Source organism: Candidatus Methylobacter oryzae, from assembly GCF_003994235.2.
Taxonomy (GTDB): domain Bacteria; phylum Pseudomonadota; class Gammaproteobacteria; order Methylococcales; family Methylomonadaceae; genus Methylobacter_A; species Methylobacter_A oryzae.
In genome coordinates this window covers 23,205-38,840 of record NZ_RYFG02000120.1, presented here as the reverse complement: position 1 = coordinate 38,840, position 15,636 = coordinate 23,205, and the positions used below count along the sequence as shown (strand labels likewise).

At 46.8% G+C, this 15,636-nt stretch carries 19 protein-coding genes; 14 read left to right on the top strand and 5 right to left on the bottom strand.

Annotation, left to right across the window (positions count from 1 at the left end; translation table 11 throughout):
- Window positions 1-184: 184 nt before the first annotated feature.
- The 8 genes from EKO24_RS20170 (at window position 185) to EKO24_RS20140 (ending at window position 6,454) form a co-directional block, all read left to right on the top strand.
- A complete protein-coding gene (locus EKO24_RS20170) occupies window positions 185-1,165 on the top strand; it encodes a glycoside hydrolase family 17 protein (RefSeq protein WP_162853376.1) in 981 nt (326 codons plus the stop codon).
- A 234-nt stretch (window positions 1,166-1,399) separates the two neighbouring features.
- The gene (locus tag EKO24_RS20165) at window positions 1,400-2,554 is read left to right on the top strand and encodes a D-alanyl-D-alanine carboxypeptidase family protein (RefSeq protein ID WP_127026977.1); all 1,155 of its coding nucleotides are present in this window, start codon (window positions 1,400-1,402) and stop codon (window positions 2,552-2,554) included.
- A 359-nt stretch (window positions 2,555-2,913) separates the two neighbouring features.
- Window positions 2,914-3,555: a chemotaxis protein CheB gene (locus tag EKO24_RS20160; RefSeq protein WP_127026976.1), complete on the top strand. Its 642-nt coding sequence runs from the start codon at window positions 2,914-2,916 to the stop codon at window positions 3,553-3,555.
- Between the two features lie 283 nt (window positions 3,556-3,838).
- Complete coding sequence (locus EKO24_RS20155; RefSeq protein ID WP_196240042.1) at window positions 3,839-4,177, top strand: hypothetical protein; 339 nt, start codon at window positions 3,839-3,841, stop codon at window positions 4,175-4,177.
- Between the two features lie 68 nt (window positions 4,178-4,245).
- Window positions 4,246-5,613, top strand: a complete 1,368-nt coding sequence (locus tag EKO24_RS20150) for a J domain-containing protein (RefSeq protein WP_127026975.1) — start codon at window positions 4,246-4,248, stop codon at window positions 5,611-5,613.
- A 10-nt stretch (window positions 5,614-5,623) separates the two neighbouring features.
- The gene (locus EKO24_RS20145) at window positions 5,624-5,986 is read left to right on the top strand and encodes a siphovirus Gp157 family protein (protein WP_241674725.1); all 363 of its coding nucleotides are present in this window, start codon (window positions 5,624-5,626) and stop codon (window positions 5,984-5,986) included.
- A complete protein-coding gene (locus EKO24_RS23320) occupies window positions 5,925-6,128 on the top strand; it encodes a siphovirus Gp157 family protein (protein WP_241674724.1) in 204 nt (67 codons plus the stop codon). Before EKO24_RS20145 ends, EKO24_RS23320 begins: the two co-directional genes overlap by 62 nt.
- Before the next feature lie 113 nt (window positions 6,129-6,241).
- On the top strand, window positions 6,242-6,454 hold the full coding sequence (locus EKO24_RS20140) for a helix-turn-helix domain-containing protein (protein WP_127026974.1): 213 nt from the start codon (window positions 6,242-6,244) through the stop codon (window positions 6,452-6,454).
- A gap of 98 nt (window positions 6,455-6,552) precedes the next feature.
- Here EKO24_RS20140 and EKO24_RS20135 read toward each other — a convergent pair whose 3' ends face one another.
- The 3 genes from EKO24_RS20135 to EKO24_RS20125 all read right to left on the bottom strand — a co-directional run bounded on the left by EKO24_RS20135 (window position 6,553) and on the right by EKO24_RS20125 (window position 10,785).
- The gene (locus EKO24_RS20135; RefSeq protein WP_127026973.1) at window positions 6,553-9,099 is read right to left on the bottom strand and encodes an MtrB/PioB family decaheme-associated outer membrane protein; all 2,547 of its coding nucleotides are present in this window, start codon (window positions 9,097-9,099) and stop codon (window positions 6,553-6,555) included.
- Window positions 9,047-10,018 (bottom strand): DmsE family decaheme c-type cytochrome, encoded by a 972-nt coding sequence (locus EKO24_RS20130; RefSeq protein WP_127026972.1) that lies wholly within the window; start codon window positions 10,016-10,018, stop codon window positions 9,047-9,049. The genes EKO24_RS20135 and EKO24_RS20130 overlap by 53 nt, the downstream gene beginning before the upstream one ends.
- A 65-nt stretch (window positions 10,019-10,083) precedes the next feature.
- Entirely contained in the window at window positions 10,084-10,785 is a 702-nt protein-coding gene (locus tag EKO24_RS20125; RefSeq protein WP_127026971.1) for a c-type cytochrome, read from the bottom strand.
- A 500-nt stretch (window positions 10,786-11,285) separates the two neighbouring features.
- Here EKO24_RS20125 and EKO24_RS20120 point away from each other — a divergent pair, with 500 nt between their 5' ends.
- Window positions 11,286-11,744, top strand: coding sequence for a toxin-antitoxin system YwqK family antitoxin (locus EKO24_RS20120; protein WP_127026970.1), 459 nt, complete (start codon window positions 11,286-11,288; stop codon window positions 11,742-11,744).
- Between the two features lie 147 nt (window positions 11,745-11,891).
- Here EKO24_RS20120 and EKO24_RS20115 read toward each other — a convergent pair whose 3' ends face one another.
- Both EKO24_RS20115 and EKO24_RS20110 read right to left on the bottom strand, forming a co-directional pair.
- The gene (locus EKO24_RS20115; RefSeq protein WP_127026969.1) at window positions 11,892-12,632 is read right to left on the bottom strand and encodes a class I SAM-dependent methyltransferase; all 741 of its coding nucleotides are present in this window, start codon (window positions 12,630-12,632) and stop codon (window positions 11,892-11,894) included.
- Entirely contained in the window at window positions 12,629-12,931 is a 303-nt protein-coding gene (locus EKO24_RS20110) for a DUF1244 domain-containing protein (protein WP_127026968.1), read from the bottom strand. The genes EKO24_RS20115 and EKO24_RS20110 overlap by 4 nt, the downstream gene beginning before the upstream one ends.
- Window positions 12,932-13,050: 119 nt before the next feature.
- Here EKO24_RS20110 and EKO24_RS20105 point away from each other — a divergent pair, with 119 nt between their 5' ends.
- From EKO24_RS20105 to EKO24_RS20085, 5 genes are read left to right on the top strand one after another with little or no spacing between them, the layout of a single operon-like run.
- Window positions 13,051-13,371, top strand: a complete 321-nt coding sequence (locus EKO24_RS20105) for a hypothetical protein (protein WP_127026967.1) — start codon at window positions 13,051-13,053, stop codon at window positions 13,369-13,371.
- Window positions 13,372-13,392: 21 nt separating this feature from the next.
- Window positions 13,393-13,929, top strand: coding sequence for a septation protein A (locus EKO24_RS20100; RefSeq protein WP_127026966.1), 537 nt, complete (start codon window positions 13,393-13,395; stop codon window positions 13,927-13,929).
- Window positions 13,930-13,932: 3 nt separating this feature from the next.
- The gene (locus EKO24_RS20095; RefSeq protein WP_127026965.1) at window positions 13,933-14,235 is read left to right on the top strand and encodes a YciI family protein; all 303 of its coding nucleotides are present in this window, start codon (window positions 13,933-13,935) and stop codon (window positions 14,233-14,235) included.
- Window positions 14,232-14,510 (top strand): BolA family protein, encoded by a 279-nt coding sequence (locus tag EKO24_RS20090; RefSeq protein ID WP_127026964.1) that lies wholly within the window; start codon window positions 14,232-14,234, stop codon window positions 14,508-14,510. The genes EKO24_RS20095 and EKO24_RS20090 overlap by 4 nt, the downstream gene beginning before the upstream one ends.
- On the top strand, window positions 14,511-15,608 hold the full coding sequence (locus tag EKO24_RS20085) for a peptidylprolyl isomerase (protein WP_143733266.1): 1,098 nt from the start codon (window positions 14,511-14,513) through the stop codon (window positions 15,606-15,608).
- Window positions 15,609-15,636: the final 28 nt, after the last annotated feature.

Sequence of the window (15,636 nt, the reverse complement as noted above, 5' to 3'; positions counted from 1 at the left end):
AGACGAAAACGTTAATAAAGGCCGGATAGACACGGTCGGCGAGAAATCGACGGTTGCTATTTTTCGTGCCTTTCGTGTACTTCATGGACGTTGCGTAACATCAGTTCTTAAAATAACCCACAGGCCGGGGCGCACAGCGCGCCCTATCTTTCCGACTCAAATAATCATTACTGCCGAGCGTCTTATGAAACAATTATTGTCATTCATTGTAATTTCCATGATGCTGGTTGTTTGCCAAAACGCATCGGCACGCGAGAAAGTGAAAAAAAACGCTAACAGCAATGTATTGCAATGCGCAGCCTTCAGCCCCTATGTGGGCGATCTGACCCCTAATTACGGCGCGCATCCGTCCAAGGAATTGATCGACCAACTGCTCGACAAATTAGTCAAGGAAACCCCGTTCCGCTGCATCATGACTTACGGAGTCATGAACGGCCTCGAATACACTTTCGCCGCCGCAAAAACCCGGCATATCAAAGTCATTGCGATTATCTGGCTGGACGATGACATCAACGTCAATTCGCGATCGATAACCGCCGGCATCAACGCCGCCAGAGCCTATCCCGGCACTATCATCAAACTCAGCTGCGGCTCCGAAGTCAGAACCCGCCACAATTATGCATTCGACGGCGAAATCAGCCGCTGCATCAACGCGATGCGAGAAGCGCACGTAACCCAGCCGGTAACAACAATCGACATCTGGTGGGAATGGTGCAACCGCACTTATCCGTGCCAACAAACCGGTTTCGGAGCTCAAGTCGATTGGATAGGCATCAACGTGTTCCCATGGTGGGATAACAAGTACTCCGGCCTGTTTCCATGCACGCCCGCTAAACGAGCTGCCGATTTCCATATCGCCAGGATCGAAGACGTGCGCCGGGCTTATCCCGGCAAAGAAGTGGTGCTGACCGAATTCGGCTGGCCGAACGGCCCCGAGGGCGGCACGGATACCAATACGCGCACCGGGCAGCAATGCAGCGTTGCCGGTAAGAAAAACCAAGAGCTGGTCGTTAAATCGACGTTCAAGAAACTAGCGGCTAAAGGCTGGTCCGGCACAGTGTTCGAAGCCTTTTCGGAGAACTGGAAACCGAACGATGAAGGCAATTTCGGCCGTTTCTGGGGAATTTGCCAGGGCGAGCCGCCTTATAGCTGCACGAAGTTCTAATACGCGAAAACTAATGAAGCTCGCCGGCAAACTTTCGCACCACGCTAAAAGCTGAAATCCGATTATTCATTACAATCTCCGCAGTTTATAATTAACCTGCGCATAGCATGCCTTTTGCTGTCCGGCATACCCGATTGCGCGCTACCTATTAACCCTTGAGATATAAAACTTGGCCGTGCCGCTCGGACACTGCGGTCAAACAATAATCATCGATTTTTTTGAGAACGGTTTTAAATGACTAAAGTGAAATTAACGCTACTTATCCTAAATGCCGTATGGCTGTTTGCAGTGTCCGAGGCCAGCTATGGCCGCCATGCAGCCATCATTATCGACGCAGATAACGGCAACGTCTTACATGAAATAGAAGCAACTCAGTCATGGTATCCCGCTTCGTTGACCAAACTGATGACGCTGTACATGACATTCGACGCATTGAGAGCGGGTGAAATTAGTCTGCACGAGACCTTAACCGCATCGGCTCATGCGTCGCAACAGCCTAACAGTAAACTGGGCTTAAGACGCGGCGAGCATTTAACTGTCGAAGACGCCATCTTGGCCATTATTACCCGTTCCGCGAATGACGCATCGGTAGTGCTTGCCGAACACTTAGGCGGCACCGAGGAAAATTTTGCCGCCACCATGACCGCAAAAGCGCATTCGCTGGGCATGTACAATTCTCATTTCATGAACGCGACCGGCCTTCCGAACAACTGGCAAGTGAGCACCCCCAGGGATATGGCCGTACTGGCGTGGAAAGCACAACGCAATTTCCCCGAGTATTACCATTATTTCGGGGCGCACAGCTTTAATTTCAAAGGCACTGAACTACGCGGCATCAACAAATTTACAGCCAGTTATCCCGGCGCTGAAGGCATGAAAACCGGTTTCACCTGCGGCTCAGGTTTTAACCTGATCGGTTCGGCGCAGCAAAACGGCAAACGCCTGATCGGCGTGGTGATGGGCGGCATGACCAGTAAAGAACGCTACCAGTTGATGATGCAAAAAATGGATGCGAGTTTCGCTAACCTGGACAACGCAGATCCGGCCAGAAACATCATCACGATGTCGACAAGCTCGGCAGGCAGCCCTCCGTACCAGCTTGACTGCGGCAACGGGGGCGTTAGCCATTCAATCCCCACCGTCAGCCGCGTTAGCTATAAACCCAGGCATAAAAACACCCACGCCAACATCGGAAGCGTTCGTTTGGCTCACCCTAAGACTGTCAGTCGCGCCAAACCCGCTATCAAATCGGTTAGCAATAACAAGATGTTGGCCAAGACTATCAAACAGGCGATCATAAAACCGGCCGGTAAGCTTCCGGCCAAAAGTAAGAACTTTCATAAAATCAACGCCGAAAATAAACCCGCTGGTAAACATAAAAAGTCGTAGCCTGCTAAATCACCTATCACTTTGCTTAAATAGCACCTCATACCGGCATGGACTGCCGGTATCCGCGACTTGCATGGGGCAGATATTTGCTCCTCGGCAACTGCTCCTGCGTTGCTCTACTACAGACCATCCATGGTCTTATGCAATATCTGCATTGACCGCCAAGGATGGTGGGAATGCCGCAAAATTGTAGGGAGTAATCGTGGCTGAGGATATTCAATTTTAAAGCGGCAAAGCACAATAAAAGCCGTTCTATGTACGTTAACCCACAGAAAAACGTTTTCCATTAGAGTATTTTATAAACAATTATCGAATAGACAGAACAGTCGCGTTATTTCTAATCTTCCAAAGGTTTACGTATTTCTGAAATTTTTGAAGGTGACATAATCGAAACGAATGCAGCGAGCCAAAGCAATAATAATTTATCGATTGTCTGCTTTGGCGCTTCAGCCGGCGGTTTGGAACCTTATCTTAAAATTCTTTCATTATTGCCGTCCGAAACCGGTTTAGTCTTTATCATCATTCATCACCAACCCTCTGATTGGAAATCGCTGTTACCGGAAATTATTCCTCACTATACCCAAATGCCGGTAAAGCTTGTCGAAGATGGAGAAGTTGCGAAAGCAAATCACATCTATGTTTCGCCGCCAGGCATGCAAGTTTATATGTCAGGAGATAAATTCAGGCTTTCCCCGCTGTTGAAACAATGGGGATGGCCGAGAAGTATTTCCGCTTTTTTACATTCGTTGGCGAGCAATCATTCCAAGCATGCGATAGCCGTCATTTTATCGGGACTGGACGCGGATGGCGCCGCCGCGCTGAAGCCTATCAAGGATGCTGGCGGAATAGTCATTGCCCAAGACTTTCACACGGCAATGCAACCGGAAATGCCGATGAATGCCGTTAATACCGGTTGCGTCGATTTTCTGCTGCCACCGATTGCAATAGCCGAAAAATTGCAATCTATTGCCGAGGAACGTCATCTCTTGAAAAAACCGTAACGCAAATATTATTAGCTAGGGGTTTCGGATGCTGCCTGTTCGCGCGGGCTTATGATGGACTAACAGTAATAATATCTTTTTAAATTAGTACTTTAACATGCTATTTATGCTATAATATGAATATATTCATATTGAATATAATATCTGTTTTACGTCACTTAGCGTAAAAAACGGGATCGATTTTTTTGATTGATCTCCCGTGGCGCAAGTGCTTTGCAAGGTAATTGGCCGGCTTATTATATGAATATATTCATATAGAGCTAATCAAGTCCTTGGAGGCTTTATGTTAATTCAAATTGTCGATAAACAACGTCATGCGGTTAGCGTAGTCAAAACCGCTCTTTTATCGGTCGGTATTAGCGAGCGCTCTGTTTGCATACAAATTAATAGCTCAAGCAGTCAACGCGAAACCGAAGAAAATTATTCGGTCTTTGTATCCTCACCGAACAGAGCCAATATCGAACCCTTTTACGCAACCGGAAAAACGCTCGCGGAGGCTGTCAAAAATGCTATTTCTTCAATAAAAACAGTAAATAAAGCTGAGTTTATCGGCTTGTCCGCTCAAACCCTACTTATGCCCTTTGGGTACAACAGCGCCGTAACGGAAGATACGCCCTTCTAAGTCATTTACGCAAATTGTCATAGGCGCTCACGCCGCCTTTATTTCATCTGCACAAATAGGTACTTGTCATGTATTCAACAGAACAATTAGTTGACCGGGCAACACCGGTTAAAGACCAAGAAACGCAACTGGCGGTCGTTCCCGCCAATCCGCTGGATCTTCCGGCAATCACTTTTCAAGAAGGCCTGGATCGCCGTAAGCAAAACCGCGCCGCGTTAATGGCCTGGATTCGCGACGCGCTGGTCGATGGTTCCGACTTCGGTAAAGTCCATACCGTCAGCCGCTCAAAGTGCCAAGCCGGAAAAAATTGCCGGAATCCGAACCATTTCAGTAAAGCGAGCCTATTCAAGCCGGGCGCTGAAAAAATATGCGGCATGCTGGGCGTGACTGTCCGTTATCCGTCGTTGCCGGAGTACGAAAAAGCCGCACTTGCAGGCGCCCATCTAAACCAAATCATTATTCGTTGCGAGATTGTCGACGGCTCCGGCCGGGTCGTAGCTGACGGTGTCGGGGCGCGCATTGTTTCCCAGGATAACGGCGACATCAACAAAAGCCTGAAAATGGCCGAGAAATCCGCCCACATTGATGCGACGTTAAGAATGGCCGGTCTTTCCGAAGTATTTACCCAGGATATTGAGGACATGGTTCAACGCCGCGAAGCCGAAAGCATCCAGCGAGCGGAATCCGAACTGAATAGCGGTTTTGAAGGCATCAGTAAAACCCAGCATCAGCAGCTTGAAACCAAGATTAAAGAGCTTGGACTTGACCGGGCCAGGGTTAAAGAATGGATGACAAAAGCCTCGCATAACCGCTTCAACAGTTTTTTGGAACTGAACCAGGATTTTTACCGAATTCTTTACAACAAGCTCGACCAATTCGCCGAGAGCGGCTCAATCAACGTTAAAGAGGCCTTATCGATTTTGGGCCTTAGCGCTTTTGCAGACCAGGAAGCTATCAAAAAAGCTTACCGTAAAGCCTGCATCAAGTACCGTCCCGATAAAAACCAGGCCGGCCCGGAAATGATGAAGATCATCAATGCCGCGCACCTGTTGTTAAAAGAAATTGCTTATAACGGTTCGGAGCATCCGGTCCAGGAAGAAATCGACAGCGAATTTGGCGATCTATTAAACGATGCGCTAAATGCTGTGACCGGTTTGGACGGCGTTAATATTGCGGTTTGCGGTGCGGGAGTTTGGCTCTCCGGCAATACCAGGGAACATAAAGAAGCGATAAAAGCGGCCGGCTATCGTTGGTCCACCCGAAAGGCCGCATGGTATTTTCACCCAAGCGATCATAAAGCTGAGTTGAGCAGCTCGTCTGCTCAAACGAAACTTATGCCCTCTGGGTATAAAAACCGTAATAAGGATGGCCGGAACATAGAGAATACCGGCACTGGCGTAAACGCGGCGGTTTTATGCGCCGCTCAATCCAGTTGAGAAAAACATCATGACCAGATTATCTTTATACGAGTTAAGCGCGAATTATTTACAAGCCTTGGACTTTCTGACCGACCCGGAAACGGATTTACCTATCGAGGCGATCAACGATACGCTGGAGACGCTGGGCGGAGAATTGGAAGACAAAGCCATCAACGTTGCGAAATTTTTTCGCAATATGGAAGCCGCCGCCGATGCTATAAAGAGCGCCGAGGCAGACATGGCAAAGCGCCGAAAGGCCTTGGAGAATCGCGTGCAATGGCTGAAAAACTATGTAAAAGAAAGTATGGAGATCTGCGGCATCAGCGACATTGAATGCCCGTATTTTAAGCTTTCAGTCCAAAAAAAATCCGGCTGTCGTCACTATCCTTGATGAAAATGCGATCCCGGCGCAATTCAAAGAACCAATCACCAACTGGAAAATCGATAAGGCTGCGATCAAAGAAGCCATCAAATCCGGTTCCGTCGTGCCCGGCACGGAGCTGGTAAACGGCACGCGCCTAAGCGTTAAATAATGCATCAGCCTGAAAAGAGCCGCTACTGCGGCTCTTTTTTTTGCTCAAAACACGAGTTCATCCATATAATTAGGAAAACAATTCCTAAAATCCCACTCAAGAACGAGTACCCCATGCAAATAGGCGACATTGTAAAATGTAAAAGGCTTGATCTTAGTTTGGTTCAAAAAGAACTTGAATCTCGGTCCGGCGTAACTCAATCGATGATTAGCAAAATCGAAAACGGTAGCGCCGAAAACGTCTCGATTGATGTACTCAGAAAACTGGCTAAAGCGTTAAATTGTTCTTTAGTCGATTTGCTGCCTGAAACGGATAAGAAAATATAAGACTCTGCTTTCCTAAGTATTACTGCCCCGTTCACGGCAAACCTGCCGGCCTGAGAGTGACTTAGCGGCCGTATTGCAAGTCCAGACCCACTCGAATATTACCGAACCCGGTACTGAACAAACACGCCAAACACGTGCACGCCGTAGTTCTCCGGAATCGCATTCAGGAAAAGTTGGCTATCGATTAACGGTGACAGCCCGTCATAGTGCCAATCTTGAACGCCGCTATGTTCATAACGATGATAGAAGCGCACTGACATATCTTTGCGCAAATTCCATCTTAAATTAGTTTCCAGAATATGGCGGGAAAAAGTAATGGCCGGAAAGTTATTGCTGACGGCCTGATTGGCATCCACATTGGCAAAGGCCTGATTGGACGCCGCATCATAGCCAACATCGGTGTGCGCCCAATTGTGGGAATAGCGCATGTCAATATCGAACGGATCAAGCTGGTAACGAAAACCGAGCCCGATCAAGTGATTGGTATCGTCTACGGATTCCTTCCAAGCCGCCGCTAAAGGGAAGCGGCTGCCGCCGGCATTAGGATCGGCCGAAAAACCGACATCGTTGATATTGCTGAGTTGGCTTTGCTGTTTCTGGAAACTGTAAAAAGCGTAAGCATTCAATCGCGGCGAAGGTTGATAGTTACCTTCCAAATTGGCCGAAAGAGTACGGGCGTTTTGCAATCCGTAATGAACGTTGTAATTGTTGTCTATCCAATTTACCGAAGCGAGCAAATCCAGGTCGTCCCGCAGCATGAAATTGGCTTGGGCTTTGAGCTGGTTCTGACGCCGGTCGCTGAGATCGTATTTTCTCAAGTCGGCGAGCGTTAACGGTGATGCCCCGCTAGCCGGTACCGATTGAAATCCGGCAAGCGAGCTGGTATAGAAAGGGACGTAGGGATTGTAATCGTAACGGCTGCCGCCACGAATCGCATATTCGTAGGACAGGCGCAACGTAGTCCAGGACAGTGAGCGATTGGACAAATGAACCTTCAGATGGTTTTCATCGGTGCTGTCGCGTTCCCGGTAAGTTGGTTCATGTTGCTCAAAATGATAGCTAAAGCCGGCCGTGGTCTTGTAGCTGAGCCGATAATCGCTATCGAAGAATCCTTCCGTGACTTTTTGCGAAAAAGGAATGCTGCGATATTGAAAAGGGTTTTGCGGCGATGCCGGCCTAAAAACCTCTCCGCCCTGCGCACCGTCCACGAGGATATAACCGTATTGATTAGTCAGCGGATTAAACGCCGTATAGTCGGTATTGTTATCCTCGTTGTAATAACGGAATTTTGCTTTCAGCGTTAAAGGGTCCCAAGGGGAAAATTGCAACCCTGATTGAAACAGCCAGTTAGTGATTTCCGCATTAGCTGTTTTTTGCGATAGCGATGCGGTGGAATTCCATTGATCCATATTGATGCCGGTAAAAGTCTGGCCCGAATTGATCGTCGGCGGGAGCAAATTATCGTTCTGATACATGCGCGACCACGACAAGGTTGAAGTTAGCTGCCCATTCAACGGCAACCTGTAAGCCAGATCGGTTTTAACTTGATGGAAGGTATTATCGGGATATAAATCAAAGCGGCCTTGTTCAACGGCAAAATCGGTGCCGGGCAGATTGGTAAAAGGATTATCAAAAGTCAATTGGCCTTTGTTATTGGTAAAAAAAGAGCCGGTATAGTTTAAATTGAGATCCAAGCCGGTACCGGCATAGTTAAAACCGGAGCGTATCTCGTTGGTCGTATAATCGATCGGCTCGATGGTTTCGACCATGCCGCCCGAGTTCTCGCCGGCGTAGAACGGCGGTAAAAACGATCCGCCGAAAGCTCGCCGGCCCTGGCGCGTTTCATGAGAAAAATTGCTGAACAGTTTAAGACTAGGCGTTAGCGTATAGTCGAAGCCGATACGCCCCTCCTCCCTGTTGATGCCCAGATCGGGATTATAAACCGACGCCAAAGCTTGCCGGAGCTGATCGCGGCTATTGTTGCCGGGAACGAGCCCTAACGGTAAGGTCAGATTCTCGCTGCCCACGCCTTGATACAGCGTCAGCGCATTAGCCGTGTAAGTATGCGGTGTTTGGTTGAAAAAGCCGTTAACCTTGAAGCTGCCGAGCTGTCCTGCCGATAACTGGTAATATTGATCGTTGCGTCCGACACCGCCGCCTTGCGCGTCCAGAAAGTATCCTTTATGTTCCTGCCAACCCGATAACGAGAAATAATTTAGCAAAGGTCCATTGCTCCAGTCGCTGTAATCGTTAAGCTTTGACGAGCGTTGTCTGCTGCCGGTACCGAATAAATAGCCAAAATCCAGGCTGCCGCGGTAATGCCAGTTTTCATTCAATTTTTTATCGCTTAAAGCTTCAGGAGGGATATCGTACAGCAAACCGCTCGGTGTTCTGGAAGGCTGCCGTTTGGTTTCTGAAAGTCCTTTTAGGGACTTGGTTTGGGTTATATCTGTGCCGGCCGGATTGAGATTGTTACCAGGAGGGGAGCCGGCTCCGGCCGCTAATGAGCTAAAAGTCAGCAAACTTGTAAGGATCGCGGCTTGGTAGCTGCCTGTCCTATCCTTGCCGATAGCGGACCCTATCGAGGCCGGGCTATCGATGAAAAAGCGGGCCGGACGGTTGGTTAGACCCATGAATCTGGGCATGGCAGTTTTGACAGCTTCGGTTCATCAGCCGGGCATCGGGATTAGATGCCGCCGCCAAGTTCGAAGTCGTCATCAAATCATTAGGATGTCCTCGATTGGTATGGCAGGACTGACATAAAAACGGCCTAGCGCTAACCAGTAAGGACTCGTGATTGGAACCGTGCGGCTGATGGCAATTAAGGCAGCTTTCCCGAACCGGCGCATGCTCCCAAATAAAAGGGCCGCGTTTCTCCTGGTGGCATTGATAACACACCTGATTGACCGTATCGGCTTTCAGCAGAGGCGCTGTACTCGAACCATGCGGGTTATGGCAGTCGGTGCAGGTGATTTTACCTTCGGGTAAAGGCATATGAGAGCGTTTCCTGAATTCGGCGCGCTGTTGCTGATGGCAGCTATAGCAGGTCTGGTTGACTCCATCTTTGCGCAGCAGTCCTTTTTCCGAGAACTGCGCCATAGGATTATGGCAGTCACTGCAACTTAAATCGTTGATTTGATGAACCGAACCCGGCCAAGCGATACGCTCTTTGCCTTTATGGCATTGAAGGCACATGGAGTTTTGCTGGCTGATTGTAGAACCTGATTGATGCGTAAACACCATGATTTTCGATTTATTAGCCGTATCGGCCAGGTGTTCAGAACCGGGACCGTGACAGGTCTCGCAGCCTTGGGCCCGAGCATTATCCGGCGCGGCCAGATTAGGAATGCGTGCATGAATCGTATGGCTCCAATGGTTGGTTTCAAGTTCATGACAACTGGAACAAACACTCTCTCCAACATATTGAGCCCGGCTTTGTGCTGAATTCAATTCCGGTTTTAAAGATAACGGTGATAATGGCGAGCAGCTGATTATCAAAACCATACCGGCAACTAAACTTAAATAAACCAGTTTCATGCGCTTGACGAGGAATTCGACATTCATTGCCGCCTTTTTCTAAACGATAAGAAACCAGCAATGCTCAAACCTCATTGCTGGTTTAGAACGGATTATTGTGCTCCGGGTACGGAGGTATAGCTGCTTAAGAGAAACAAAAAGGGACTGGAGTTTGGTACCAGTGCCAACTCGGCACTGACTTGACCCTGGCTGGCGCCATTTCGCATTAGCTGGACAAGAGGAACAGTCAATTGCCCTGTGGTAGGAAAAAAATTCGCTGCATTTACCGAAGAAGCCGCCGTAGCTGGCTGAGCGCTTTCCAGAACAAAAGCAATACCGGTTGGGCTACTATTATTGGAGCTTAATCTAAGAGTTGCGTTGTACATTTGACTGCCGACGTTAACAACCGGAAGCGTCAAAATAGAACTATCGTAAGAAAAGTCGGCTGCAGTCGAGGTAGTGGCCGCAGCTCTTGGGAAGCCTGCACTTTGCCACGCGAGCATTGCGGCTTTTTGTTCATCGTTAAGCGCCGGGACGCCGCTAAAGGCAGGCGGCATCGTCATCTGCTCCACCGCTCTTACGATAGCGCGAGGCGCATTAGGCAGCGCTGCCTCGTAAGTATCCCAATTAACGGAAGGCGGGGCGCCGTTACGCGCTGAGCCGGTCAAAGTAGATGAATGGCAATCCAGGCAATTCGTTGCGAATACCTTTGCTCGAATGCCGTTTGCACCTTCATAGACCGGATCAATAGCGGCAAAAGCCTGATCTGTGATAAAGAAAAGGAATAGTATAGTTAACGCGCTTTTTATATTCATAAGTGTTCCTTCTATATATGCCTGAATTAAGGACCTTGCCAATATCTGTTTTCCCCATATATAACAACATAAGCCATTGAAAAATCAACATAATGACTTATAAAGAACCGATGTATATAGAATCTCCTTCAAAAATAAGCTTATAACATAAAAATAGATTATGGTAACTAGACAACAGCTTTAAAACGATTTTAAAAAAAAATTATTAGTTAGTTCTTATTAACGCCCCACTGCCTAACATCCGAAAGACTTTATTTAGATCAGCTTGGACAGAACAATTTATTATCTTAAAAGAACAGTATTGTTCAATACGTATAATTGCATAGTCACCGGTAGCCGGTCTTATCTGCTTTAGCCAAGCTAACTTTTATTAAGCGCTTATTATGGTGTATCAAGGCGATAAGGCTGTGATAGACTTGCTAACGGTATGAGTTGAAATCTATTGTTTTTCAAAAAATAGATATCTTTTGGGTAAATCTGAAACAGGTATAACTAATCTCATGAAAAATATAATAGTTATATTGTTTATGGTCTTTTTTATTTCGGACTGTAGTGCTGACGCTAGAGTTCTAGCGGAAATACTCTCGAAAACCAAAGCGGCAAAAGCTAGAAATATTGCTTTAAAGCAAGAAAAGTTAAAGAAAAAAATTGCAGCAAGAAAAAGCAGGTTAAAACAATTAAAGCTGAAGCAAATAGCTAAAAATAAAGTTTTAAAAGAAATCAAACCGCAGGAAATAGTGACTTCGGAAGAACTGGAGATTAGGAATAATTTAGCCTATTTGCCCAATAAAGATCAGCCTTTCACCGGAAAGCATCGGGAATATCACCCAAATAAAAAAAAATATATTGAAACTAACTATAAAGATGGAAAAAAAGACGGTCCGCTTATTATGTGGGATGAAAACGAACATAAAATAGGCGAGTTAAGCTTTATAAAAGGAACCCAACAAGAAAATTAATTTATATAGCTTCCTTGATACGGGCTCATTAATTATTTTTCCGTAAAAGCACCTCGATATTCGGCTTTACGCTTGTCTAGTATTTAAATAATTTTATACCCAAAGGGCATAAGTTTCGTTTGAGCAGACAAGCTGCTCAACTCAGCTTTATAAACCGGGCTTCGTAGCTGTAACCAAGGCATTGACTTCAAGTCTATGGCTAAGATTAATATCCGAGAATCCTGCATTCCGTAGCTGAGTGAGTGCTACCGACTCACGCATAACATGGTTTTCCGATTCATCGCCAAACAAATGCACTATCCAATGTTCCAGAACTTCTAATTTGTTAATCCGTGTTAGCACCTTGAAATAACCAGCGACTTCCTGCTGAATGATTCGCGTATGCTTGGAAATATCATCCAAGCCGTAACGGTCGCCGTTAATAAATTGGCCGCCTGGCTTTAACACCCTGAAAATTTCCTGAATAACCTGCTCACGATACGTATCGAGAAAGTTATGCAAGGTATAAGCCGAAGCCACAATATCAACACTGTCGGTTGCGATATTCTTTAACGCCGTCAACGCGTCATCGCCGCAAAAAGCCAGATTCCCTTCTACGACCCATTTATGCAGATGCTTTTTGGCCTGCTCCTGCATAACCGGTTCGTTATCAATGCTCAAGATATTAAATTTATCCGATGCGGTTAATAGCGACAAGGAGGTAATGCCGGTCCCTCCGCCTAACTCAACAACATTTAGATTACCGGTTGTTTTTACGGAGTATCCGGCGGCTGCCTCACCAACTAAGCGGCTCATTTGCGTTGCTAAAGGACAAATGAGGTTAAGCAGTTCGTAATCTTGTCCGATCACGCCTGAAAACATGGCGTCATATTGCGTTTTGTCTGTCATTTTAATTTGGCTTGTTGTTTACGTTCGAAAGCGGCCAATTGTTCCGGCGTCGCGTCCGTTTGGAATTTATCTTTCCATTCATTATACGGCATGCCATAAACAATCTCCCTGGCCTGTTCATAATCGATATCGACACCCTGCTCTACTGCCGCGGCCGCGTACCATTTAGCCAGACAGTTTCTGCAAAAATCGGCCAATATCATTAAGTCGATATTTTGAACTTCGGTATGCTGTTGTAAATGGCTCACTAATCGTCTGAAGGCGGCTGCTTCTAATTCGGTTTGTGCGTGTTTACTCACTGATTCCTCCAAAAATAACCGCTATTCTAGCAGAAACAGTTATTCAAGCATGTACATTCCTTGATAAAGATTTTACAATGGACTGATAGTTAGATTTGTGTAACAACTCGTTTCTAAATATGAAAATTCATAGTTCATCGTTAACTTTTTCGCCTATAGGCCTTAACCAGAAAACTGGCAGGAACGATAGCGCGCAAAATAAAGACCCGAACGAACTAACCGATACCCAAAACAAAAACACCAATAAACCCTCTTCGCCCGAAGAGATTAAAAAAGCGTTGGATACTGTTGCGGCCGTTGATTTATCAGGCCAAGATAACCTTATTAAACCGACCGATTCACGAACTTTAAGAGCACTTTCCGCCTATACCCAGGAATTCAATGCACTGCAACAGGAGCAACGTGCTCAATTGATTACAGGAATAGATGCTTACGCCTAGTCACCCCTACTCTCTGCTACTATGAAACAACTTTTCGAGTTTTTTCCTATACTCTTATTTTTTATTGCGTTTAAGCTTTACGATATTTACGTCGCCACCGCCGTTGTCATTGCGGCAACCATTGTTCAAGTAGCCTATGCCTGGTTTAAATACCGAAAGGTTGAGACCATGCAATGGATTACCCTGGGGTTGATTTTAGTAATGGGCGGCGCAACCCTTTATTTACAAAACGAGCAATTCATTAAATGGAAACTATCCATCATTGAATGGCTGTTTGGCGTAGCCTTTCTGGGTAGCCAGTTCATCGGTAAAAAACCGTTCATTGAAAAAATGCTGTCCGCCAATTTGACCCTGCCTTCCTTAGTGTGGAGACGGTTAAATACCTTATGGGGCTGCTTTTTTCTCAGCGTAGGCTTCATTAATATCTACGTAATGTACAATTACGATACCGATGATTGGGTTACGTTTAAGACATTTGGCGTACCGGCCTTAATGGTCGTTTTTATTTTGCTGCAAGTGATTTTCTTATATAAATATATCCCCGATACAGAGGAATAAAACGTGTTATACGCGATTATCAGTGAAGATATAGCAAATAGTCTGGAGAAGAGACTTTCCGTGCGTCCAGCGCATCTTAAACGGCTGCAGGAACTACAGGATGCAGGGCGATTGGTTCTCGCAGGCCCCCATCCCGCAATCGATAGCGACAACCCCGGAGAGGCCGGCTTTACCGGCAGCTTGGTGGTTGCCGAATTCGATAGCCTGACAGATGCTCAGCAATGGGCGGACGTTGATCCTTACGTTGGCGCCGGGGTTTACGCCAAGGTTACCGTTAAACCATTTAAAAAGGTCTTTCCACAATGACATCCGAATTAATTAGACAGCTGTTAAACGATGCTTTTAAACCCGAACTCCTGGAAATCATCGATAACAGTGCGGCTCATGCCGGACATGCCGGTGCACGTAGCGGCGGCGGTCATTATCATGTCACTATTGTTGCTGAAGCTTTTGAAGGAAGATCTTTAGTTCAGCGGCACCAGCTTATTTATAATGCGCTGGGCGACATGATGAAACAACAAATTCATGCCTTAGGCATTAATGCTCTCTCACCCTCTGAAGAAAATAAAGGAAGATTCTAAATGAAAAAATTCATCCCCTTACTTGTTGTCGGCACGGCATTGATTGCCGGTTGTAATCAAGAAAAAGCTACTGACACTACCAGCAGCTCTCCAGCTGCAACGGCTACGCCTACCGTTGATAAAGCCGATGCTGTTGCGGAAGTCAACGGCCAGTATATCCCTAAATCAGCATTGGAAACGCTGGAAAAGGAAATCGCCGAGCGTAGCCACGGACAAACATTTCCTAAGGAAAAATTGGTTGAAGAACTCGTTCAACGTGAATTACTGATTCAAGACGCGAAACAAAAACAACTGGATAAATCACCTGAATTCATTGCCCAACTTGAAGCTGCTAAAAAAGCGCTGTTAACTCAAGCCGATCTGCAAAACTTCATCAAAGCCAACCCGGTAACCGACGCAGAAGTCAAAGCCGAATACGACAGCAAAGTAGCCGCTGAAAAAGGCACCGAATTTAAAGCGCGTCATATCCTGGTTAAAACCGAAGCTGAAGCTAAAAAGCTGATCGCCGAGTTGGATAAGGGCGCGGATTTTGCCAAATTGGCCAATAAAAACTCATTGGATGCTAAAGAATCTCAAAACGGCGGCGACTTAGGCTGGTTTTCTCCCGCGCAAATGGTTGCCCCATTCTCCGAAGCAGTTGCTGCACTGGAAAATGGTAAATACACCAAAGAACCTGTTAAGACCCAATTCGGTTACCATGTTATTTTAAGAGAAGAGTCTCGTCCGGTAACGCCTCCACCATTGGAAGCGGTTAAAGAACAGCTGACGCCTTTCTTGCAACGCAAAAAAGTTCAAGAAATGATCGAAACACTGCGTAAACAAGCAAAAGTAGAAGTATTGGTGCCGCTAACCGAAGAACCGCCAAAAGCCGCTCCGGCCGCGGAACCCGCAGCTCCGGCGACAGAAGCTGCGCCAACAACTCAAGCCCCCGCTGCGGCTGAGCCTGCTAAAGCAGCTGAAGGCGCCGCAACTGAAAAAGCTCCGGCGACAGCTGAAGAAAAACCGGCCGCTCCTGCTGCGGCAGAACCGGCCAAAACCGAAGAACCCGCTAAAGCAGCCGAACCTGCTCCAGCAGCACCGGCAGAAACAAAAAAATAATATTACGATAAACAAAAAGGGCGGACAC

Excerpts from the sequence above, each read along its gene's own strand:
- EKO24_RS20135 (WP_127026973.1), bottom strand. The coding sequence starts at position 9,099 with ATGCCCAGATTCATGGGTCTAACCAACCGTCCGGCCCGCTTTTTCATC.
- EKO24_RS20140 (WP_127026974.1), top strand. The coding sequence starts at position 6,242 with ATGCAAATAGGCGACATTGTAAAATGTAAAAGGCTTGATCTTAGTTTG.
- EKO24_RS20145 (WP_241674725.1), top strand. The coding sequence starts at position 5,624 with ATGACCAGATTATCTTTATACGAGTTAAGCGCGAATTATTTACAAGCC.
- EKO24_RS20090 (WP_127026964.1), top strand. The coding sequence starts at position 14,232 with ATGACATCCGAATTAATTAGACAGCTGTTAAACGATGCTTTTAAACCC.
- EKO24_RS20105 (WP_127026967.1), top strand. The coding sequence starts at position 13,051 with ATGAAAATTCATAGTTCATCGTTAACTTTTTCGCCTATAGGCCTTAAC.
- EKO24_RS20170 (WP_162853376.1), top strand. The coding sequence starts at position 185 with ATGAAACAATTATTGTCATTCATTGTAATTTCCATGATGCTGGTTGTT.
- EKO24_RS20115 (WP_127026969.1), bottom strand. The coding sequence starts at position 12,632 with ATGACAGACAAAACGCAATATGACGCCATGTTTTCAGGCGTGATCGGA.
- EKO24_RS20130 (WP_127026972.1), bottom strand. The coding sequence starts at position 10,018 with ATGAATGTCGAATTCCTCGTCAAGCGCATGAAACTGGTTTATTTAAGT.
- EKO24_RS20085 (WP_143733266.1), top strand. The coding sequence starts at position 14,511 with ATGAAAAAATTCATCCCCTTACTTGTTGTCGGCACGGCATTGATTGCC.
- EKO24_RS20100 (WP_127026966.1), top strand. The coding sequence starts at position 13,393 with ATGAAACAACTTTTCGAGTTTTTTCCTATACTCTTATTTTTTATTGCG.
- EKO24_RS20120 (WP_127026970.1), top strand. The coding sequence starts at position 11,286 with ATGAAAAATATAATAGTTATATTGTTTATGGTCTTTTTTATTTCGGAC.
- EKO24_RS20125 (WP_127026971.1), bottom strand. The coding sequence starts at position 10,785 with ATGAATATAAAAAGCGCGTTAACTATACTATTCCTTTTCTTTATCACA.
- EKO24_RS20165 (WP_127026977.1), top strand. The coding sequence starts at position 1,400 with ATGACTAAAGTGAAATTAACGCTACTTATCCTAAATGCCGTATGGCTG.
- EKO24_RS20155 (WP_196240042.1), top strand. The coding sequence starts at position 3,839 with ATGTTAATTCAAATTGTCGATAAACAACGTCATGCGGTTAGCGTAGTC.
- EKO24_RS20150 (WP_127026975.1), top strand. The coding sequence starts at position 4,246 with ATGTATTCAACAGAACAATTAGTTGACCGGGCAACACCGGTTAAAGAC.